Origin of the sequence: Alsobacter metallidurans (assembly GCF_014636935.1) — a bacterium.
Classification (GTDB): Bacteria; Pseudomonadota; Alphaproteobacteria; order Rhizobiales; family Beijerinckiaceae; genus Alsobacter; species Alsobacter metallidurans.
In genome coordinates this window covers 724,018-745,394 of sequence record NZ_BMES01000001.1, presented here as the reverse complement: position 1 = coordinate 745,394, position 21,377 = coordinate 724,018, and the positions used below count along the sequence as shown (strand labels likewise).

The 21,377-nt window shown below is 68.2% G+C and carries 18 protein-coding genes, 1 tRNA gene and 1 riboswitch; of the genes, 12 read left to right on the top strand and 7 right to left on the bottom strand.

Features of this window, described 5'->3' with window-relative positions:
- Nucleotide 1: 1 nt before the first annotated feature.
- Nucleotides 2-2,113, top strand: coding sequence for a TRAP transporter permease (locus tag IEV99_RS03250; RefSeq protein ID WP_188516281.1), 2,112 nt, complete (start codon nucleotides 2-4; stop codon nucleotides 2,111-2,113).
- 136 nt (nucleotides 2,114-2,249) lie between these two features.
- Here the strand turns inward: IEV99_RS03250 and metZ are convergent, their stop codons facing one another.
- Entirely contained in the window at nucleotides 2,250-3,446 is a 1,197-nt protein-coding gene (gene metZ / locus IEV99_RS03245; protein ID WP_188516280.1) for an O-succinylhomoserine sulfhydrylase, read from the bottom strand.
- Nucleotides 3,447-3,498: 52 nt separating this feature from the next.
- Nucleotides 3,499-3,573, bottom strand: a riboswitch (SAM riboswitch).
- An 80-nt stretch (nucleotides 3,574-3,653) separates the two neighbouring features.
- Between metZ and IEV99_RS03240 the strand changes: the two genes are divergently transcribed.
- The 10 genes from IEV99_RS03240 (at nucleotide 3,654) to IEV99_RS03195 (ending at nucleotide 14,099) form a co-directional block, all read left to right on the top strand.
- Nucleotides 3,654-4,775 (top strand): 2'-deoxycytidine 5'-triphosphate deaminase, encoded by a 1,122-nt coding sequence (locus IEV99_RS03240; protein WP_188516279.1) that lies wholly within the window; start codon nucleotides 3,654-3,656, stop codon nucleotides 4,773-4,775.
- Between the two features lie 44 nt (nucleotides 4,776-4,819).
- Nucleotides 4,820-4,894: transfer RNA gene (locus IEV99_RS03235), tRNA-Gly, on the top strand.
- Nucleotides 4,895-5,093: 199 nt separating this feature from the next.
- Nucleotides 5,094-6,128, top strand: coding sequence for a sugar ABC transporter substrate-binding protein (locus IEV99_RS03230; protein WP_188516278.1), 1,035 nt, complete (start codon nucleotides 5,094-5,096; stop codon nucleotides 6,126-6,128).
- Nucleotides 6,129-6,141: 13 nt separating this feature from the next.
- Nucleotides 6,142-7,641, top strand: coding sequence for a sugar ABC transporter ATP-binding protein (locus IEV99_RS03225; RefSeq protein ID WP_188516277.1), 1,500 nt, complete (start codon nucleotides 6,142-6,144; stop codon nucleotides 7,639-7,641).
- A 52-nt stretch (nucleotides 7,642-7,693) separates the two neighbouring features.
- The gene (locus tag IEV99_RS03220) at nucleotides 7,694-8,728 is read left to right on the top strand and encodes an ABC transporter permease (protein WP_188516276.1); all 1,035 of its coding nucleotides are present in this window, start codon (nucleotides 7,694-7,696) and stop codon (nucleotides 8,726-8,728) included.
- Between the two features lie 109 nt (nucleotides 8,729-8,837).
- On the top strand, nucleotides 8,838-9,740 hold the full coding sequence (locus IEV99_RS03215) for an MBL fold metallo-hydrolase (protein WP_188516275.1): 903 nt from the start codon (nucleotides 8,838-8,840) through the stop codon (nucleotides 9,738-9,740).
- A gap of 34 nt (nucleotides 9,741-9,774) precedes the next feature.
- On the top strand, nucleotides 9,775-11,031 hold the full coding sequence (locus tag IEV99_RS03210; protein WP_188516274.1) for a 3-isopropylmalate dehydratase large subunit: 1,257 nt from the start codon (nucleotides 9,775-9,777) through the stop codon (nucleotides 11,029-11,031).
- Between the two features lie 13 nt (nucleotides 11,032-11,044).
- On the top strand, nucleotides 11,045-11,557 hold the full coding sequence (locus tag IEV99_RS03205) for a 3-isopropylmalate dehydratase small subunit (RefSeq protein ID WP_188516273.1): 513 nt from the start codon (nucleotides 11,045-11,047) through the stop codon (nucleotides 11,555-11,557).
- Between the two features lie 32 nt (nucleotides 11,558-11,589).
- Entirely contained in the window at nucleotides 11,590-12,483 is an 894-nt protein-coding gene (locus tag IEV99_RS03200; protein WP_188516272.1) for an isocitrate lyase/PEP mutase family protein, read from the top strand.
- 26 nt (nucleotides 12,484-12,509) lie between these two features.
- Nucleotides 12,510-14,099 carry an alpha/beta fold hydrolase gene (locus IEV99_RS03195; RefSeq protein WP_188516271.1) on the top strand — a complete coding sequence of 530 codons (1,590 nt, stop codon included), beginning with the start codon at nucleotides 12,510-12,512 and terminating at the stop codon, nucleotides 14,097-14,099.
- Between the two features lie 3 nt (nucleotides 14,100-14,102).
- Here IEV99_RS03195 and IEV99_RS03190 read toward each other — a convergent pair whose 3' ends face one another.
- The 6 genes from IEV99_RS03190 to IEV99_RS03165 form a co-directional block, all read right to left on the bottom strand.
- Entirely contained in the window at nucleotides 14,103-14,798 is a 696-nt protein-coding gene (locus IEV99_RS03190) for an ABC transporter ATP-binding protein (protein WP_188516270.1), read from the bottom strand.
- Nucleotides 14,770-15,570 carry an ABC transporter ATP-binding protein gene (locus tag IEV99_RS03185; RefSeq protein ID WP_188516269.1) on the bottom strand — a complete coding sequence of 267 codons (801 nt, stop codon included), beginning with the start codon at nucleotides 15,568-15,570 and terminating at the stop codon, nucleotides 14,770-14,772. The genes IEV99_RS03190 and IEV99_RS03185 overlap by 29 nt, the downstream gene beginning before the upstream one ends.
- Nucleotides 15,563-16,465 (bottom strand): branched-chain amino acid ABC transporter permease, encoded by a 903-nt coding sequence (locus IEV99_RS03180; protein WP_188516268.1) that lies wholly within the window; start codon nucleotides 16,463-16,465, stop codon nucleotides 15,563-15,565. Before IEV99_RS03180 ends, IEV99_RS03185 begins: the two co-directional genes overlap by 8 nt.
- Before the next feature lies 1 nt (nucleotide 16,466).
- Nucleotides 16,467-17,354, bottom strand: a complete 888-nt coding sequence (locus IEV99_RS03175) for a branched-chain amino acid ABC transporter permease (protein ID WP_188516267.1) — start codon at nucleotides 17,352-17,354, stop codon at nucleotides 16,467-16,469.
- Entirely contained in the window at nucleotides 17,354-18,520 is a 1,167-nt protein-coding gene (locus IEV99_RS03170; RefSeq protein ID WP_188516266.1) for an ABC transporter substrate-binding protein, read from the bottom strand. Before IEV99_RS03170 ends, IEV99_RS03175 begins: the two co-directional genes overlap by 1 nt.
- 199 nt (nucleotides 18,521-18,719) lie before the next feature.
- Entirely contained in the window at nucleotides 18,720-19,502 is a 783-nt protein-coding gene (locus IEV99_RS03165; RefSeq protein ID WP_188516265.1) for an IclR family transcriptional regulator, read from the bottom strand.
- A 149-nt stretch (nucleotides 19,503-19,651) separates the two neighbouring features.
- Between IEV99_RS03165 and IEV99_RS03160 the strand changes: the two genes are divergently transcribed.
- The gene (locus IEV99_RS03160) at nucleotides 19,652-21,259 is read left to right on the top strand and encodes an FAD-binding oxidoreductase (protein ID WP_210318612.1); all 1,608 of its coding nucleotides are present in this window, start codon (nucleotides 19,652-19,654) and stop codon (nucleotides 21,257-21,259) included.
- Nucleotides 21,260-21,377: the final 118 nt, after the last annotated feature.

Genomic DNA, 21,377 nt, shown 5'->3' with positions numbered 1-21,377 from the left:
AATGAGCACGGCCGCCGACACGCACCACCACCCTGCGACCACGAGCCTCACCGAGATGGAGATTGAGCACGGCCTGCCGCCCGGCTGGGGCGAAGGCTGGTCGGCGCGGCTGGCCTTCTGGATCGCGCTGGCCTTCTCGGTGTTCCAGATCGCCACCGCGGTCTACGCCATTCTGCCCGCGCAGGTGCTGAGGTCCGTGCATGTGGGCTTTCTGGTGCTGGTCGGCGGCGCACTGATAGCAAACCACAAGGCCCCCAACTCCGCCCTGAGAATGCTGGGCTGGGCCGTGGCGCTGATCGGATTCGCGGCGGGGCTTTATCACTGGGTCTTCTTCATTGACCTCGTGAATCGCGCCGGCGAACTCACCACGGCTGACTTCGTCGTCGGCGTCACCACTCTGGTGATCCTCTTTGCGGTGGCGTGGATGCTGATGGGCGCCGCGTTGCCGTTGATTTGCCTCGCCTTTCTGGCCTACGGCATGTTCGGCCACCTGCTGCCCGCCCCGCTGGACCACCGCGGCTACAGCCTGGACCAGATCGTCGAGCAGATGTCCTTTGGGACGGAGGGCATCTACGGAACGCCGACGGGCGTCTCGGCGACCTATATCTTCCTGTTCGTGCTGTTCGGCTCGTTTCTGGAGCGGGCCGGCATGATCCAGCTCTTCAACGACGTGGCGCTCGGCCTCGTCGGCTGGGCCAAGGGCGGCGCCGCCAAGGTGGCGGTGGTGTCCTCCGCCTTCATGGGCACGATCTCGGGTTCGGGCGTCGCCAACGTGGTGACGGTGGGCCAGTTCACGATCCCGCTGATGAAGAAGTTCGGCTACAAGTCCAGCTTCGCGGGCGGCGTCGAGGCGACGGCCTCCATGGGCGGGCAGATCATGCCGCCGGTGATGGGCGCGGTGGCGTTCATCATGGCCGAGAACATCGGCGTGCCCTACGCCGAGATCGTCAAGGCCGCCATCATCCCGGCCATCCTGTATTTCGCCTCGGCGTTCTGGATGGTGCATCTGGAGGCCGGCAAAGAGAACCTGCGCGGCATGCCGCGGTCGGAGCTGCCGAGCCCACTCGCGGCCCTGAAGCGGCAATGGCACCTCGTGCTGCCGCTCGCGCTGCTGATCTACATGCTGATGCACGGCTTCACGCCGCTGTTCGCCGGCTCGGTCGGGCTCGCGCTGACGGTGGTGATGATCCTCGGCGCGACCGTGGCGCTGGGGCTCGGCTCCCAGGCGTTCCGCGTTGCGTTCTGGATCGTGATCGGCCTGCTCACGGCCTCGTTCCTGAAGTTCGGCGTGCTGGTGCTGGTCGCCATGGTGGCGGCGCTGATCGTCATCAATCTCCTGAGCCGCGGCGGTCGCGAAACGCTGGCCATGTGCCGCGACGCGCTCGCGGACGGCGCCCGGCAGGCTCTGCCGGTCGGGCTCGCCTGCGCGATCGTGGGCGTGGTGATCGGCACGCTGACGCTCACCGGATCGGCCACGATCCTGGGCAGCTACATCGTGTCGTTCGGCAAGGCGTCGCTGTTCGCCTCGCTGGTGCTCGTGATGGTGACCTCGATCATCCTGGGCACGGGCCTGCCGACGATTCCGACCTACATCATCACGGCTTCGCTGGCGGCCCCTGCCCTGCTGCAACTCGGCGTCCCGCTGATCGTCAGCCACATGTTCGTGTTCTACTACGGCATCATCGCCGACCTGACGCCGCCGGTTGCGCTCGCCGCGCTCGCGGCCGCGCCCATCGCCAAGGCGTCGCCGGACGCCATCGGCTGGCAGGCGACCCGCATCGCGCTGGCCGGGTTCCTGATCCCTTTCATGGCCGTCTACGAGCCCTCGCTGATGCTGCAGAACGGCGGGGCGATCGCGGCGGCGTATGGCTACTGGGTGGAGGTCGCGGTGGTGTTCACCAAGGCCATGATGGTTATCGCCATGTCGGGCATCGCGGCCATCGGCTTCCTGAGGGTGCGTACGAATCTGATGGAACGTGTGCTGGCCGGACTCTCGGCCGCGCTGCTGATCAGCGATTTCTCCTACAGCGACACGATGGGCTTCGTGCTCGGGCTGGTGGTGATCGCCCTGAACGTGACGCGCGGAGCGAAGCTGCAGAGTGCGGCGGCGTGAGCGCCTCTCGCCGTCATTGCGAGCCGGAGGCGAAGCAATCCAGCCTGTAATCCCGGCCTTTAGACTGAATTTCTTCGCTGGGCTCGCAATGACGGGAGGGTGGCCCGGGATTGGCAGCCGTCTCTCGGCTGCCGCCCTACCCCCGTGCGGCCTGGGCGAAGTCGGCCAGAAGGTCCTCGGGGTGCTCCAGCCCCACCGACAACCGCAGCAGGCCTTCGGTGATGCCGAGCTCTTCCCGGGCCTCGCGCGTCAGGCGCTGGTGGGTGGTGGTGGCCGGATGTGTCACGATTGTCTTGGCGTCGCCGAGGTTGTTGGAGATCTTGACGATCCGAAGGCGGTTGCCGAACGCGAAGGCGCCGGGTTTCCCGCCCTCGATCTCGAACGCCACCATGGTGCCGCCGCTGCCCATCTGGCGCTGGGCCAGCCCGTGCTGCGGGTGGTCGGCGCGGCCGGGGTACAGCACCTTCAGGACGCCGGGCAGGCGCGAGAGCTGGTCGGCCACGAGCGCGGCCGTGTGGGCCTGGCGGGCGACCCGCAGGGGCAGCGTCTCTAGTCCCTTCAGGAGCACCCAGGCGTTGAAGGGCGACAGCGCCGGGCCGGTCTGGCGAAGCAGGTTGTGGACGTTGTCGTTGATGAAGGCGGCCGAACCGAGGATCACGCCGCCGAGGCAGCGGCCCTGGCCGTCGATGTGCTTGGTGGCCGAGTAGATCACGCAGTCGGCCCCGAGCCGCAGCGGCTTCTGGTAGATCGGCGTCGCCAGCACGTTGTCGACCACGAGCTTCGCGCCGGCCGCATGCGCGATCCCGGCCACGGCCTCGATGTCGATGATCTCCAGCGTCGGGTTGGTGGGGCTCTCGAGAAAGAACACTTTGGTGTTGGGCCGCGCCGCCGCGCTCCACTGCGCGAGATCCGTGCCGTCCACAAGCGTTGACGCCACTCCGAAGCGCGGCAGCAGGTCCTCGACGATGTAGCGACACGACCCGAACAGCGCCTTGGCGGCCACCACATGGTCGCCGGCCTTGACCAGCCCCATCATGGCCGCCGTCACGGCCGCCATGCCGCTGGCGGTGGCGCGGGCCGCCTCGGCGCCTTCCAGCAGCGCCATGCGGCTTTCGAACATCGCCACCGTGGGGTTGGAGAACCGCGAATAGATGAAGCCGGGATCCTCGCCGTTGAAGCGGGCCTCGGCGGCTTCCATGGTGTCGTAGGCGAAGCCCTGCGTGAGAAACAACGCCTCGGACATTTCGCCGAACGACGATCGCATGCCGCCGCCATGCACCAGCAGCGTGTCGGCATGCAGGTTGGCGGTTTCGAAGCGGCTTTCGTCGGGCATGACCCATCTCCGGACACAAAAAATCCGGCCGGATCATAAAAGACCGGGCCGGACATGCGTCGCCCCGGCCTTTTAGCATTTTTAACGTGGGTGCAAGCCGGCCGGCACAAAGACCACGATGTCCACACCTGCTTACGCCTGCGCCGTCGCTATGGTCAACGGTTGTTTGCGCCGGGCCGGCGATGCGCTAGTGGATGGGAAAGCCCCATGGGGCGCTCGCGCCAGGATCCAGCCGTGACCCGCAAGCCCGGCATTCTTCCCTCGCAAGCCATCGAGGCGCTCGTCTCGGCTGGACATATCCGCACGGACGCGCCGCTCGCGGCCGGGCAGATCCAGCCCGCGAGCCTGGACCTGCGCCTCGGCCGGCGCGCCTTTCGGGTGCGGGCCAGCTTCCTGCCCGGGCTCAAGACCAGCGTCGAAGAGCGCATCGCGCAGCTCTCGTTCCACGAGATCGACCTGACGCGCGGAGCCGTGCTGGAGACCGGCGCGGTTTACATCGCCGAACTGGGCGAAAGCCTCGATCTGCCGGACGACATCGCGGCGGGCGCGAACCCGAAGAGCTCCACCGGGCGCCTCGACGTGTTCACGCGCGTGATCGCCAACGGGGCGACCGAATTCGACCAGATTTCGGCCGGCTACAAGGGGCCGCTCTATCTCGAAATTTCCCCTCGCACCTTCCCGGTGCTGGTGCGCACCGGCTCGCGCCTGTCGCAGGTGCGGTTCCGGTCCGGCGCGGTGCGGCTCGACGACGCCGAGCTCGCGGCCCTGCATGCCCGCGACCGGCTGGTGACGTCGGCTGAGCCCTCGATCCAGAACGGGGTGGCGGTGAGCGTCGACCTCGTCGGCTTCGGCCCGGACCGGCTCGTCGGCTACAGGGCGAAGCGCTACACCGGTCTCGTGGACGTGGACGCCGTCGGGGCGCGCGCGGTCGAGGACTATTGGGACCCGCTGCATCTCAAGGGCGAGGGCGAGTTGATCCTCGATCCGGGCCAGTTCTACATCCTGGCTTCCAAGGAGGCTGTGCACGTGCCGCCTGACTACGCGGCCGAGATGACGCCGTTCGATCCGCTCGTGGGCGAGTTCCGCGTCCATTATGCGGGCTTCTTCGATCCCGGCTTCGGCCATGCGGGCGCGGGCGGCGCGGGCAGCCGGGCCGTGCTGGAGGTGCGCTCGCGCGACGTGCCGTTCATTCTGGAGGACGGCCAGATCGTCGGCCGCCTCGTCTACGAGCGCATGGCCGGGCGCCCGGCCGCGCTCTACGGCTCGGGCCTCGGCTCGAACTACCAGGCCCAGGGCCTCAAGCTTTCCAAGCATTTCAAAGGCGGCTAGCGCCTTGCGGGGCGCGCCGATTCCGCCCTATAAGGGCGAGGCGCGCGGGCGTAGTTCAGTGGTAGAACGACAGCTTCCCAAGCTGTATGTCGAGGGTTCGATTCCCTTCGCCCGCTCCAATTTTTCCTCCAGATTGCACCGACAGATCCAGGCCGCCCGGCGTCGCCGGTGGCGATAATAGTCCTGGCGCGCACTGGCGCAGAACGCATTCGAGACATGCGCAGACGAGCCGCAATGGCCCGTGACTAAGACTTCAGGACATGCCAGCCTAGTCCTCGATACCGGGCCGCATAAGGCCGGATCGCAGTGGAGGAAATCATGACCCAAGACGATTCCGTCGGGGCTTCCCGGCGTGGCCTGATGCTCGGTTCTGCGGCGGCGGCTGGCGCCGCGGCGCTTTTCGGCGGCATGGGCGTGAGCCCTTTCATGGCGGCCGCCATGGCCAAGGAGGCGGGCCGATCCTCTAAGCCGCTCAAGGCCGCCTTCTCCAACGCCGGCCTTCAGGCCACCTGGTGCGCCCAGGGCAAGCAGGCGGCCGAATACTGGGGCAAGCTGTTCAATGTCGAGGTGACCTGGTTCGATGGCCAGCTCGACGCCGTGAAGCAGCGCTCCGCCATCGACAACATGGCCTCCCAGAAATGGGACTTCGTCGCCATCCAGGCCTTCGGCATCGGTACGCTGACGGCTCCGGTGAACCGCATGATCGAGGGCGGCACGCCCGTGATCGACATGGACACGCTGATCGCGCCGCTGGACTCCATCAACGTTCACACCTTCCTGGCGCCCGACAACGAGTTCATGGGCGCCTCCGTCACGCAGGCGCTGGTGGACGCCATCGGGGGCGAGGGCAAGGTCATCATGACGCAGGGCGCCCTCGGGCATACCGGCGCGCAAGGCCGGGCTCGCGGCTTCGACTCGGTGGTGAAGAAGTTCCCCAAGATCGAGGTCCTGGAAACGCAGCCGGCCGACTGGGACGTCACCAAGGCGGTGCGGCTCTGGGAGAGCTATCTCACCAAGTACCCCAAGATCGACGCGGCGTTCTTCCACAACGACGACATGGCGCTCGCGGCCTACAACGTCATGAAGGCCAAGGGCCGGACCGAGATCAAGATCGGCGGCGTGGACGCCATGCCGCCCGCGATTGCGGCGGTGAGCGACGGGCGCATGTTCGCGACGGTGCGCAACCCCTCCTGCCGCATCCACGGCGGCGCGATCATCGCGGGCGTCGCGGCCGTGATGAACGGGGCCAAGACCGGAACCGACATCCCCAAGCACATCATCACGGACGGCCCGGTGGTGACCAAGGCCAACGCGGCCGGGATGGCCTGGATGGAAGAGCAGTTCCTGATCTGACGGGCGCTGCGCCATGGCGGTCGAGCCCATCCTGGAACTGGTCGGCATCTCCAAGGCGTTTGGCGGGGTCCAGGCGCTGAGGGATGTCGACCTGGCGCTCGCGCCCGGCGAGATCCACGGCCTCGTGGGCGAGAACGGGGCGGGCAAAAGCACGCTCATGAAGATCATCGCCGGAGTTCACCCGGAGTTCGGCGGGATCATGCGCGTGCGTGGCCGCGAGGTGCGCTTCCGCGCCTCGCGGGACGCGCTGGCGGCCGGCATCGGCATGGTCCACCAGGAGCTGAGCATCGCGCCGGACCTGAGCGTGGCCGAGAACGTCTATCTCGGCGCGCAGCCCACCAACCGCTTCGGGATGGTGGACTGGGGCGCGATGCGGCGCGGCGCGCGCGATCTGCTGTCGCGCCTCGGGCTGGAGATCGACGTGGACGCGCCGGCCGGGCTCCTGCCGATCGGCGTGCAGCAGTTGGTGGAGTTGGGGCGCGTTCTGTTTTCGGGCGCCGAGGCGATCATCCTCGACGAGCCGACGTCGGCGCTGTCGCCGCCCGAAACCGAGCGGCTGTTCGAAGTGCTGCGCCGCCTGAAGGCGGAAGGCCGCAGCATCATCTTCATCTCGCATTTCCTGGACGACATCCTGCGCATCTCCGACGTGGTTTCGGTATTCCGCAACGGCCGCAAGGTCGTGACCGAGCGGGTGTCGCCGGCCATCGACAAGGGCTGGCTGATCGAACGCATGATCGGCGCGCAGGCGGCCGACCTCGAGGAAAGCTGGATGGGCTCCATCCAGCTCGCGACGCCCCGGGACGCCCCGGTGGCGTTCGAGGCCGTCGGCCTCACGCACGCGCCGGCGTTCCGGGACGTCAGCTTCCAGGTGCGCGCCGGCGAAGCGCTGGGCGTCTACGGCTACATGGGCTGCGGCCAGATCGAGCTGTCGCGCGCGTTGTTCGGCAAAATCCAACCCCGGCGCGGGGCGATGCGCATCGGCGGCCAGCCGGCCCGGCTCAGCGGCGCCGCAGCGGCCAAGCGGGCCGGCATGGCGTTCGTGCCGGAGAGCCGGCGCGCCATGCTGTTCGCCGAGGAGCCAATCTACCGCAACATCTCGATCTCGATCCTCGAGACCATCTCCCGGATTTGGGTGAAACCGGACCGCGAGCGCGCCATCGCGGCGGGCCACATCCAAACGCTCGGCATCCGCGCGCCGGGTCCTTCAACGAGGCTCGGCGCGCTGTCGGGCGGCAACCAGCAGAAGGTCGCGCTGGCGCGTTGGCTGACCCGCCCTCCCCGCGTGCTCGTGCTGTGCGAGCCCACGCGCGGGATGGATGTGGGGGCGAAAGAGGATGTCGTGCGCATCGTGCGTTCGCTCAAGGAGCAGGGCATCGCCGTAATCGTGCTGTCGACCGAGCCCGAGACGGTGCTGTCGATGGCTGACCGCATCCTGGTGCTGCGCCGGGGCGAGGTCGTGCGGGAGTTCGCCGACATGGCGATCTCCAAGGAGGATCTGCTCGCGGCGGCCTGAGGCCGTCCGCCATTACGGCAGGCCGCTGTTTCAATAGTCCGGGGACCCGTTCATGGACGCTGCATCCGCCACGCAAAGCCGGCCTCCCCTCGCCAACCGGGCCGGCCGATGGCTGAGCCATCGCCTGCGCAACATCGCGCCGCTGCTGACGCTGCTGTTCCTGATCCTGTTCTTCTCGATCGCGAGCCCGTCCTTCACCAGCATGGGCAATGTCTGGAACATCCTGCAGCAGGTCTCGGTGACGGCGATCATCGCGGTCGGGCTCACCTTCGTGATCCTGACGGCCGAGATCGACCTCAGCGTCGCGGCCGTCGCCAACGCGACCGGCATCGTGGTGGCGTTTTTCACCCTGCAGGACGCCAGCGTGGCCATCGCCAACCTGCCTCTGCCGGGGCCGATCGCAATCCTGCTCGCTTTGGCGGCATGCGCGCTGCTCGGGCTGATCACGGCGGTGGGCGTGACGCGTATCGGCATTCCGTCCTTCATCATGACGCTGGCGATGATGCAGATCGGCGCGGGCGTGAGCGCGCTGCTGGTGCGCGGCCAGATCGCCTATTCGGTGCCGCCCCTGATCACCACGCTGGGCTCGCGCTCGTTTCTGGGCGTGCCCTGGATCGTGATCGTGGCGGCGCTTTTCCTGCTGGTCGCCCACCTGGTGCTGACCTACACGCGCTTCGGACGCTACGTCTACATGGTCGGCGGCAACCGCGAGGCGGCCGAAAATTCGGGCGTCAACGCCGGCTTCGTGGTGGGCGCCGCGCTGGTGATCTCGGCGGTCTGCTCCGGCGTCGCCGGCATGCTGGGCGTAGCCTATTTCGGCAGCGCGCAGCAAAACGAGTTCGACAGTTACCTCCTGGACGCCATCGCGGCCGTGGTGGTGGGCGGCACCAGCCTGTTCGGCGGACGCGGCGGCATCGGCAACACCATCCTGGGCCTGTTCGTGCTGGGCGTGCTCAACAACGGGCTCGACCATGTGAACATCGACAGCTTCCTGAAAATCCTGATCCGCGGCCTCATCCTGCTCGCCGCCCTGGTGATCAACGTCTATGCCGAGAAGCTGCGCACGGGAGATCGCGGCGCGGTTTGAACCGCGCGCACTGTCGTGTCATCTGATGAAACGCATTTTGCTGATTGGCAGGATGCGTGCTGCGTGGTAACCCTTGGGCCAAGAAAACTGCGCCCAAGGGAGTGCGCCTGTGGCGAATTTTCAGCTCGGCGGCGTCTCTGTCGCCCGCGTCGAGGAGGTGCTGGAGCAGGGGTTCGAGCCCCAGTTCCTGCTGCCCGGCTTCGATGCGGCGCTGCTTGAAGAGCATCCCCAACTCGCCGGCCCCAACTTCTTTCACGCCGCCAGCGGCAAGGTGATGTCGAGCATCCAGTCCTGGCTCATCCGGCTGCAAGGCAAGACGATCCTGGTGGACACCTGCTCGGGCAACGGCAAGGCGCGGGCGCTGCCGCTGTTCCGGCGCTTCCACATGCTGGACTTTCCCTACCTGGACAATCTCGCGGCCGCGGGCGTGGCGCCCGAGGACGTGGATTTCGTTTTCAACACGCACCTGCACATCGACCATGTCGGCTGGAACACGCGCCGGGACGGAGAGCGCTGGGTCCCGACCTTTCCAAACGCCCGCTACCTGTTTGGCCGCGCCGAATACGACCACTGGCGCGAGGGCGGCGCGGGGCGCGCACGATTGCCGGAGAACGTCGACGTGATCCGCGACAGCGTCGATCCGGTGATCGAGGCCGGGCTGGTCGACTTCGTGGACCCGGGCGACGAGATCCTGCCCGGCCTCACGGTCGCGGCTGCGCCGGGGCACACCGAGACGCAGCTCAACCTCGTCTATGCGAAGGGCGGCGAAAGCTTCGTGTGCTCGGCCGACGTGCTGCACCAGCCCATCCAGGTGTACGCGCCGCAGCTGAACAGCTGCTTCTGCGAAGACCAGGAGGCCGCGCGCGCGACACGGCTGCGGCTGCTCGAGCATTGCGCCGACACTGGCGCGTTGCTGTTGCCCTCCCATTTTGGCCCACCGCATGCGGGCTTCATCGGTCGCCGGGGCGGCGGCTTCACATTCAAGCCGGCCGAGAGCGCCGGCCGGCACTGAGCGGCGGGCGCAAGCCGGCCGAAGGAGATCGCACGTGGGTTACACCATCACCGAGAAGATCCTGGCCCGGGTGTCCGGCAAGGAGTTCGTGAAGGCCGGCGACGAGGTCATGGCCAAGCCGGACTACGTCATCGCCTATGACTTTCCCGGCTACACCGACGTCTACTTCAAGCAGATGAAGGAGGATTTCGGCATCGAGCGCGTCGCCGAGCCGGATCGCTACGCCATCTTCATCGACCACATGGTGCCTGCCGCCACCCCCAAGGAGGAGGAGCTGCACATCGGCACCCGCACATGGTGCGCCGAGAACGGCGTCGCCCTCTATGAGCGCAAGGGCATCGGGCATCAGGTGGCGGCCGAGGTCGGCTACGCGGTGCCGGGCGCGTTCGTGGTGCATTTCGACGGGCACATCAGCCAGCTCGGCACCTTCGGCACGTTGGCGATGGGCATCCGTCGTAACCTGCTCGAAGCCTTCGTGCGCGAGCGCATCTCCATCAAGGTGCCGCAAACCGTGCGGGTGAACCTGCGCGGCACGTTGCAGAAGGGCGTGATGGCCCGCGACGTGTTCCACCATCTGGTGCGCACGTTGGGGCCCGCGTCCTGCCGCTTCCAGGTTCTGGAGGTGGGCGGTCCGGCGCTCTCGCAGATTTCGACCGAAGGCCTGCAGACCATCACGGGCCTCGCCATGTTCACCGGCGCGGTGACGGCCATCGTCAACCCGGACGAGGAGCGGCTGGCCTACGCGCTGCCGCGCGCCAAAAAGAAGATCGAGCCCGTCTGGAGCGACCCTGACGCCGAGTACTCGGCCGTCCACGATCTCGATCTCACCGATCTGGAGCCGCTGGTCGTGATCCCGCCGACGCCCGCGAATTCCCGCAACTTGTCGGAGTACCTGGGGATCGAGATCAACGCCGGTTACCTCGGCTCCTGCGCGTCGGGCCGGCTGGAAGACCTGCGGGTCGCCGCCAAGGTGCTGCAGGGCCGGCAGGTGAAAGCTGGGTTCCAGCTCAATGTCGTGCCGACCAGCCAGGAGATCATGGCGGCCGCCGGCCGCGAAGGCCTGCTGTCGACGCTGGTGGAGGCCGGCGCCTTCGTGTCGTCGCCGAGCTGCGACTACTGCTTCGGCCGCATCGCCACCATGTCGGCCAACCAGCGCGCGGTCTCGACCGGCACGCTCAATGTCCGCGGCCGCATGGGCAGCCCGGATTCGGAGATCTACCTCTGCAACGCCGCCACGGTCGCCGCCTCCGCCATCGAGGGCGCGATCGCGGATCCGCGCAAATATCTCTGACCGGGAGGTCGCCATGGCTCTGAAACCGCTTCGCGGCCGCGTCGCCTTCGTGTTCGACGAGGAGAACTTCGACGTCGACCAGATCGTCGGCGTCAAGAACATCAAGATCACCGACGTGGACGAGCTCGCGAAGGTCGCGATGCTGTCCTACGACCCGGACTTCCACGGCAAGGTGAAGCCCGGCGACGTGATCGTCGGCGCGCATAATTTCGGCTACGGCCACCCGCACTATCCGCCGATGCGCGCCATGCGGCATCTGGGCGTCACGGGCGTGATCGCCGAGAGCTTTTCGCCCGGCTACTGGCGCGGCGAGATCAGCATGGGCTTCCCGCAGGCGAGCTGCCCCGGGATCCTGTCGCTCGTGGACCGCTGGGACGAGATCGAGGTCGACTGGGACGCCAATCTCGTCCGTAACCTCACCAAGGGCACATCGCTCCCGATGGAGCCGCTGTCCTACGCCGACCGCGAGATGCTGGATGCGGGCGGCCTCGTTCCCTACCTGAAACGCCCCATCGCGGCCGTCTAGCCGCCGCGCCCGACCCCCGAGGAGTCACCACCATGCCGTTCACCGGACACCAGGATTTCCGCGCCAAGGTGCTGGCGCAGAAGACGCATTGGGCCGCCGGCGCTTATGACGCGCTGTCGGCGCGCTTCATCCAGGCCGCCGGCTTCGACGCCCTGCTGACCAGCGGCTTCGGCGTCTCCGCCTCGCTGCTCGGCATGCCGGACGCCGAGCTCTACACGATGACCGAAAATCTCGGCGTCGTCCGCAACGTCACCAATGTGGTCGACATCCCGGTGATCGCCGACATCGACACGGCCTATGGCAACGCCATCAACGTGATGCGGACGATCCGCGAGTTCGAGGCAACGGGCGTCGCCGCCGTGATCATGGAGGACCAGGTCGCGCCCAAGCGCTGTCCGATCTGCGTCGGCGGGGTCGAGACCATCCCGATGGACGAGGCGGTCGGCAAGATCCGGGCCGCCGTGGAGTCGCGCCGCAACCCGAACATGCTGATCGTCGCCCGCACGGACGTGGCCACCGAGGCGGAGGCGATCGAGCGCGCCAAGGCGTATGTGGCGGCGGGCGCGGACGTGATCCAGCCGATCAGCCGCACGTTCAAGACCATCGAGGGCCTGCGGGCGCTGCGCGAGGCCTGCGGCGTGCCGCTGTCCCTGCAGATCCTGGGCTGGCTGGAGAAGAACCTGTCGCCGGCCGAGATCGCCAGCGTGGCGGGCCTCGCCACCTTCCCGCTCGTGCCGTTGATGAGCATCGCGACTGCGCTGCAGGAAAACCTCGCCGCACTGGTGCGCGACAAGACCACCAAGAACCTGCCCCGGCCGACCATGGGCCACGACCCCTTCATCGAGATGATCGGCTTCAAGGAAATCGAGGCGCTGCAGCTGAAGTACCTCACCACCCCGCCGCCGAAGGCCTTCGCGGCGGAGTAGTCGGCAATCTGACAAGGAGCAGCGCCGTGAGTGGCTCGCAACAGGCCTTCGCGGCGCCACGGCCGCACTACATCACCGTCGCGGGTGGGCAGATCCGCGTCTGGCGCTGCGGCGACGGGCCGGACGTCGCCGTCCTGCACGGGCTCACGCTGGGCGCGCAAGCCACGGCCGCGCGCGTTGCTTCAGCGTGTCCGGGCCGGCGCGTCACCGTGCTGGAACTGCCCGGCGTCGGCGGCTCGGCCGGGCTCGCGACGGCGGATCTCACCGCCATGGCCCGCAGCCTCGACGCTGCGCTGGACGCCTGCGTGGCCGCCGACACGCCGCTGGCGGCTTGCGATCTCGCCATCGCGATAGCGGCCCGCATGCGACACCGTCCCGGGCTGTCGCTCGGCGCCGCAGCCGCGCAGGCCTGGACGCGACGGGCATGGCGCCCGCCGTCACTCGCGCCGCGGCAGGACGGGGCCCACCTCACGGCGCTTTGGGCGCATGTGCGTGACGCGCACCTGTTCGACCCCCTGGATCCGACGCAGCCGGCGCCGATCGGAGAGCCGTTGCCCACCCCCGTCGAACTCGACAGCACCGTGACGGCCGCCGCCGTCGACCCTATCGCGTATGAACGGCTCTGGTCCGCCTGCCTGGGCGCCCTGGACGGCGTATCCGCCCCTGCTACGGGGACGCCTGTCGCCAGCCTTGATGCGTTGTATTCGGCCCTCGCCGGATTGGCGACGCCAACCCCGGCGCCATGCTTTCCGTCGACTGCTCCGCTGCCAAATGGCGCAATCTGGAACCATTATGTCGAGACCGCGCGCGGCCGCATGCACCTGCGCCGCGCGGGCGGGGAAGGACGCCCGCTGCTGATCATCCCCACGGGGGGCGGCTCTTCGGCCCAGTTCGCGCCCGTCGTCACCGGGCTGGCGCACGGACGCCAGACGTTCTCGGTCGATTATCTGGGCAACGGGCTTTCAGACAAGCCGGACCGGCCGGTGGAAATCGGCGACCTCGCGGACGATATGATCGCGCTGATCGAGGCGCTCGGTTTCCCACAGGTCGACGTCTGGGGATCCCACACAGGCGCCCTGGTCGGACTCGAGCTCGCCGTGCGGCGTCCCGATCTCGTCGGCCGCGCCGTGCTGGAAGGGCCGGTCTTCATTTCGCAGGATTTCCAGCAGGACCTGCTGGCGCGCTACTTCCCGCCGATCGTCGCGGACCCGTGGGGCCTGCACCTCCAGTTCGCCTGGAACTGGCGCCGCGACATGTTCCTGTACTGGCCCTGGTACCGCGTCGAGCGCGCCGCCGCCCGCCAGCTTGGCCTGCCCTCGGCCGAGCAGTTGAACCTCTACACGGTCGGCATCCTGGAAAGCGGCCCGACCTACGACCGCGCCTACCGCTCCGCCTTCACGTACGACACCCGCTCCCGCATGCCGCTGCTGCGCACGCCGACGCTGGTCTGCGCCGGGCCGAACGACATGCTGATCGATGGCCTCAAGGAGGCGAAGGCGCTGGCCCTGCCCGGCGTCGAGGTGCGGGTGACGCCCACGACGGTGTGGTGGCCGGATCCGGACCCGGCCGCGGCGGCCGCCACAATGGCGGTCTACGACGCCTTCCTGAACGGCTGAGCGCTACGACAGGTAGGCTTCCAGCACTTCCGGGTTCTGCTTCAGCGCGTCGGGCGTGCCCTCGACCACGATCTGGCCGCGGCGCATAACGTAGCCGTAGTCGCAGACCGAGAGCGCGATGGCGGCGTTCTGCTCCACCAGCAGGATGGACTGGCCCTCGCGGTGCAGCGCCACGATCGCCTGGAACACGAGGTCGACGATGGAGGGGGCGAGACCCATCGAGGGCTCGTCCAGCACCAGCATCTGCGGCCGGGTCATCAATGCGCGGCCGATAGCGAGCATCTGCTGCTCGCCGCCGCTGAGCAGGCCGGCCTTCTGCAGGCGCCGCTCGGCCAGGCGCGGGAACAGCGTGTAGACCTTGTCGAGGAGCTCTGGATCGGCGTTGCGGCCCGCGAAGGCGCTGAGGCCGAGGTTCTCCTCCACGGTCAGAGGCGCGACCACCATGCGGCCTTCCGGCACCAGCGCGAGGCCGGAGCGCACCACCTTGTGCAGCGGCAGTCGCGAGATCTCCGCGCCGTCGAGGCTGATGGAGCCCGACACCGGCCGGTGCAGGCCGGCGATGCTGCGCAGCGTCGTCGATTTGCCGGCCCCATTGGAGCCCAGCACGACACAGAGCGAGCCCGCCTTGACCTGGAGGTCGATGCCCCGGACGGCCTGGATCGCCCCGTAGCTAGCGGAGAGCTTGGATACGGTCAGCATCGTTCTTGCGTCCGAAATAGGCTTCCTGCACGGCCGGGTCGGCGATGCAGGTCTTCGGGTCCCCTTCGGCCAGCAGGCGGCCGAAATTCATCACCGTGCAGCTGTCGCAGAAGGCGGTGACGAGGCTCATGTTGTGCTCGACCATCAGGATGGTGAGCCCGGCGTCGCGCAGCTCGTGGACGAGGCGGCCGACCGCCTCCGCCTCGGAATGGTTCATGCCCGCCGTGGGCTCGTCCAACAACAGCAGCTTCGGGTCGGAGCCGAGCGCGCGGGCGATCTCGATGCGGCGCTGCTCGCCATAGCTCAGCGTCTCGGCCAGCTCGTCGGCGCGGTGGGCCATCGCGACCCGGTCGAGCAGGTGCAGCGCCTGCTCGCGGGTGGAGCGCCAGGCGCTAGACGCCGCCGGGAGGCCCAGGAAGGACGACCACAGCGACACGCCGCGGCGCAGGTAGCAGCCGGTCATCACCTGCTCGAGCGCCGTCATGCCGCTGAACAGGCGAACATTCTGGTAGGTGCGCGAAATGCCCGTTGCGGCGATGTCCTGCGGGGCCATGGCCTCCAGCTTCGCGCCATTGAAGCGGATGCTGCCCGCGCTGGGGTGGAAGAGCCCGGTAATCAGGTTGATCACCGTGGTCTTGCCGGCTCCGTTGGGGCCGATCAGGCCATGGACGCTGCCCTGGCGGACATGGGCCGTGAGCCCGCCCACAGCGGCGACGCCGCCGAAGGTCTTCACCACCTGGTCGAGCACGAGGAGGGAGCCGGCGTCACGCATGGGCGTCGCGCTCCGCCGCCCGCTTGGCTTCGGTCTCCTCACGAAGCTTGGCGGCCTTCTTCAGCCCCCAGGCTCGCGGATCGATGAGGCCGCGCGGCAGGAAGATCATGATCAACAGCAGCACCACGCCTTTCGCCACGTCCTCGATCTGCGGGACGATGGCCTGCATGGTGGTGGGAAGCGCCGTGAACACGGCCGCGCCGATGATCGGGCCGAGCCAGTGGAAGGAGCCGCCCAGCACCGTGGAGGCGATCATCGTGAAGGCGATGCCAATGAAATAGGTCTCGGGCGAGATGAACTGCAGCGTGAAGGCCAGCGCCGCGCCGCCGAGGCCGCCGACCACGCCGCTGATCAGGAAGGCGATGAACTGGATGCGATAGGGGCTGATCCCCATCGTGGAGGCCACGGCCGCGTCCTCGCGTACGGCCCTGGAGGCGAGGCCGAACCACGACCGGTGCAGGCGCCAGAACACCACCGTGCAGAGCGCCAGCAGGATCGCGAGTTCCAATGGCTCGACCCGGACCGGCACGATCAGGCCGTTGACGCCGCCGGTCAGAGCCGGCGCGTTCAGGGCCGTCACGCGGGTGATGAGCACCAGCGCGAGGCTGGCGAGCGCCATCCAGTGGCTCTCGAGCCGCAGAAACGCGAAGGCCACCACGGCGGCCGCGAAGCCGCCGCCCAGCGCCGCCGCCGGAAAGGCGGCCCAGAGCGGCAAGCCGAACTTGCCGGAGAGCTGCGCGGCCAGGAAGCCGCCCACGGCGGCGAACACCACCGTGGTGAAGCTCAGCACGCCCGTGGACAGCACCGCGTAGGTGCTCAGCGCGAACAGCGCGTTGACCATCGCGAAAGTGACGGTGCTGCCATAGGCGGCCCAGAGGTCGAGGAAGGTCTCCATCTCAGGCCCGCACGAAGCTGGCGCTGCCGAACAGCCCACGCGGACGGGCGATCAGGAAGGCGAGGAGCAGCATGTAGGTGAAGCCGTCGCGGAAGCTCGTGGAGATGTACTGGGCCACGAAGACCTCGATGATGCCGAGGCAGATGCCCGCGATGGCGGTGCCGCGAACGTCGTCGTAGCCGCCCACCACCACGGCAGCGAAGCCCTTCAGCATCAAGCCTTCGCCCAGCGTGAACGACACGTTGGAGGTCGAGATGCCGCCCAGCACGCCGGCGAGCCCGGACGTCGCGCCCGCCAAGAAGGCGGTCAGCAGGATCACCATGCGGGCGTTGACGCCGCCCAGCGCCGCCGCGACCTCGTTCCAGCCGACGGCCCGCATGGCCGCGCCGATGCGGGTCTTCTGGATCAAGAGGTGGATGCCGATGGTGCAGACAAGCAGCGCCACGATGGTGATGATCTGCATCTGCGGCACGCGCAGCGGGCCCATCACGACCATCTGGTTGGGATAGCTCGCGGCCGGGAAAGCCAGGCTCTGCTGGCCGGTCGCGAAACCGGCCAGGCTGTCGAGGATGATCCAGAACGCGATGCTGGTGATCAGCGCGCCGAGCATGCCGGTCTTCTTGGCCCGGAGCGGCTGGAAGCCGATCTGGTCCACGACGACGGCCAGGAGGCCGCCGCCGATCACGCCCGCCGCGATCGCGACCGGGAACGGGACGCCGAAGCGCTCCACCGCGTAGTAGCCCGCGATGGCGGCCCAGCTCGCGTAGGTCCCGTGCGCGGCGTTGAGGATGCCGAGCGTGGAGAAGACGAGGCCGAAGCCGATCCCGAACAGGGCGTAGAGCGAGCCCAGCGCCCAGCCGTTGATCAGCTGCTCGACAAAGAGCTGCATCACTTGTTCTCCCAGCGCACGACCTTTCCGTCCGCCGTCCAGGCGGCGACCAGCGAGTTCTGGACTTCGGCTTGGCCGTTCACCATCGGGAGGCCGCCATAGATGTTGTATTCCACGGCCGAAGCCTTGCCGAGCGCGGCGGCGAGATCCTCACGGGAGGGTTTGCCGTCCAGGCTCTTCATGGCCTGTGCGATCAGGTACAGCGACGTATAGCCCTGGGCCGAGTAGGTGTCGGGCGCCTCGCCGAACTTCTTGGTGTAGCCTTCGACGAACTTCTTCGCCTCCGGGCTGCTCGAGATTTCGGAGGAGAACACGATCGGGAAGGGGACGCCGGCGAGCGCCGCGCCGATCTTCTTGAACACGGGAGCCGGCGAGATAACGTCGGACGCCGAGATCTTGCCGGCGTAGCCGCGCGCCCGGAGCGCCGCGATGATGCCGGCGGCGGGCGTCTGCGTGGTCCAGACCATGATCAGGTCGGGGTTCGTCGCCATCGCCTGGGTGGCCGGGGCGGTGAAGTCGGTGTCGGCCGACAGAATGCTGACGACGCCGGCGGTCTTCACTCCCGCCTCTTCCATGACTTTTTGGGCGGCCTTGAAGCGGTTCTGGAAGCCTTCGTTGTCGGCGTTGACGAAGTACGCGACCGTCTTGGGCTTCAAGGTTTCGGCCAGCATCTTCGACATTTTCACCTCTTGCGGGCCGGGCAGGCCAACAACGGAGGTGACATAGGGGGGCTGCGGCAGGCCGGGCAGCGTCGCGCCGTAGATCACGAGCGGCAGCTTGGCGTTGGTGGTGACCGGCTTCAGGGCGGCGGCGACCGGCGAGAGGATGCAGCACGTCACCGCGATGACGTTGCGGTCGGCCGAGAACTGCGTGAGCGCCTGCACGGCGCGCGCCGCGTCCGAGCCGCTTTCCTTTTCGTTGAGCTTAAGCTTGACGCCCTGCCCGATCCAGGCGCCCTCGTTGATCTCGTCGACGGCGAGTTGCGCGCCGCGATGATAGGACACGCCGGCGGCGGCCAGCGGGCCGGTGTTCTCGGTGATGAAGCCGACGCCGTATTCGCCGGCCGCGGGAGCGGCGGCGGCGGTTCCGGCATAGCCGATTGCCAGCGCGGCGGCGCCGGCCAGAACGCCGCGCAACGTGCGCGCGGCTGCGGAAGCTTTGCTCATGTTCCCTCCCCGATCTTTCGCGTGATCTTGGTGATCATCGTCGAACCGTCGTGGACCGGGCCCGTGACGCCCCGCCCTCGGGGCAATGCGTCTTCGAGCTTCGGCTACGGCGTTCTCACGGCCTCATCGGCCACAACCCAAACTAGCGCCAACGGCTCTGCTCTGTCAAACCACAACCCGCGTTTCATAGAGTGACACGCTAGCTCCGCCCAGCCCCCTTGAGGCGGCGTTCGATGGCCGCGGCCGCGCTCTGCATACGGGCAAGATGAACCGGCTTGTTGCGCGCCACCATCTGCGGCGTGAGGCCGGCGATGCTGATCGAGCACACGATGGCGTCGTCGCGACCCCGCACCGGCACGGCAAGCGCCGAAAGGCCAAGCGCCACGTCGTCGACCGCGAGTTCCCAGCCGCGCTCCCGGATCTTCGCCAGCGAGGCTTTGAGCTCCGCCTTGTCGGTGATGCTCTTGGGCGTGAGGGCGGCGGCCGGTTGCCGGAGAACGCGCTCGATCTCGGCAGGCTCCTGAAACGCGAGCAGCAGCTTGGGGGCACCGCCGCAGTTGTACGGCAGGGTGCCGCCCACCGCCCACCAATGAACCTCGATGCCTTTCATGTCGTGGATGCGGTCGAGGCACACCACGTCGCCCTCGTCGTAGACCGACAGAAAGGCCGTGCCGTGCACGTCGCCGGCAAGCTCGGTGAGAACCGGCAGCGCGAGGCTGCGCAGGTCGAGATCGTCGGCCACATTGGCGGCGAGGTCCCGGATGGCGCGGCCGAGCCGATAATGCTGGGTGGCCGGGTCCTGGGCGATGAAGCCGCTGCTCATCAGGGTCAGCAGGAGGCGGCGCGTGGTGCCCTTGTCGAGGCCGGTGGCGTTGGTGACCTCGGCCAGCGACTGGACGCTCTTCCCCGAAAATGACGACAGGACGGAGAGGGCCCGGGTGACGGCCCTGACATTCTGGGTGGGGGAGTCGGTCTCAGCCATGGATCGTCCGGCAACTTCTGTGGTCCGCCCTCAGATTACCCATGTCACGGTATGAAATGGAAGTCGAAAGTTGACACGCGTCGGCCTGCGGTGGTTCGATCCGGCCCAAATCGGCGGGCGACGAACCGCCCCGAACGGAGGAGCGCCCGATGTCGATGGCGGACCATATTCGAGCTGACGACCTGATGGCTCTTGACGCCCTGCAGCGCGCGCTGGGCGACGACCGCGTGCTCGCGGACGCCAAGACGCGCGACTACTACGCCAACGACATCTTCTGGCAGCCGGGCATTCCGCCGCTCGCGGTCGTGATGGCGCAAACCGGCGAGGAGGTCGCCGAGGCGGTGCGGGTCGCGGCCGAGCACGGGCTCTCGGTGGTGCCGCGCGGCGGCGGCATGTCGTACACCAAGGGCTACCTTCCGGACCGCGCCGACTCGGTCGTGATCGACACGCGCAAGCTCAACCGCATCGTCGAGGTCAACGCCGACGATCGCTACATCACGGTCGAGGCCGGGTGCACCTGGGAGAGCGTCAACGCAGCGCTGGAAGGCACGGGCCTGCGCACGGGCTATTGGGGGCCGCTGTCGGGCGTCAACGCCACGGTGGGCGGCGCGCTCTCGCAGAACAGCGCCTTTTTTGGCTCGGCGCTCAACGGCACGGTCGCGGAGGCGGTGCTCGGCGTCACCGTCGCGCTGCCGGACGGGCGGCTGGCGACCACGGGCTCGGGCGGGCGGAAGGGGACCAAGCCCTTCACGCGCGAGGGCGGGCCGGACCTGACCGGGCTGTTTCTGGGCGACAACGGCGCCTTCGGCGTCAAGGTCTCGGCGACGCTGCGGCTGTGGCCCCGGCCGGCCGAGACGGGCTTCCTGTCCTTCGGCTTCCAGAGCCTGAACGCCATGGCGGCCGCACAGGTCGAGATGGCGCGCACCCGCCTCGTCGCGGAGGGCTTCGGCATCGATCGCACCAAGGCGCAGCATTCGGCCAGCGTGAACCGCATCTCGGACGGGCTGAAGGCGCTCGGCGCGGTGGCGACCTCGGGCAAGTCGCTGCTGGAGGGCGTCAAGGCGGCGGCCGGCGTGGCGGTGGCGGGCGCGAACTTCCTGAAGGCGCACAACTACACGCTCCACATCGTCACGGAGGGCGCCGACGCGGACGCGCTGCGCAGGGGCATGGCGACGCTGAGCGCCATCGGGCGGGCGCATGGAACCGAGATCGAGAACAGCGTGCCCAAGGTGATGCGGGCGAAGCCCTTCGGGCCCGTGCGGGGCATGCTGGGCCTCAACGGCGAGCGCTGGGTGCCGATCCACGCCGTGTTCCCGCTCGGCGATGCGCAGCGCGTGGTGGACGCCAACGAGGCGTTCTTCGCCGAGCGCCAGCCCTTCATGGAGCGCCATGGCATCGTCTACTCGGTGATGAGCATGACGGTGGGCAACGAGTTCTTTCTGGAGCCGGCTTTCTACTGGACCGACGAGATCACGCCCCTGCACGCCGCCAGCGTGGGGGCCGAAATCGTGAAGCCGTGGATGAATCGCCCGGCCAACCCTGAAACCCGCAACGCCGTCGCGGAGCTGCGCCGCGCCACGCAGGAGCTCTACGCGGGACTCGGCGGCGTCAGCTGGCAGATCGCGCGCGATTACCCGTTCGCCGAGATCCTGAAGCCTGAAACCTGGTCGCTGCTGCAGGACGTGAAGCGGGCGCTCGACCCGCGCGGCCTGATGAACCCGGGATCGCTCGGGCTCAAAGGAACGCAGGTGCGGTGAATGCCTCGCCCCATCCCTTCATCAATCCCCTGACGCTGAAGAGCATCGCCCCAGGCGATGCGGATCGGAGAACGACGGTGTCGAGGGTTTGAGGCTGAGGGCGGCCGAGGGCGTTGTG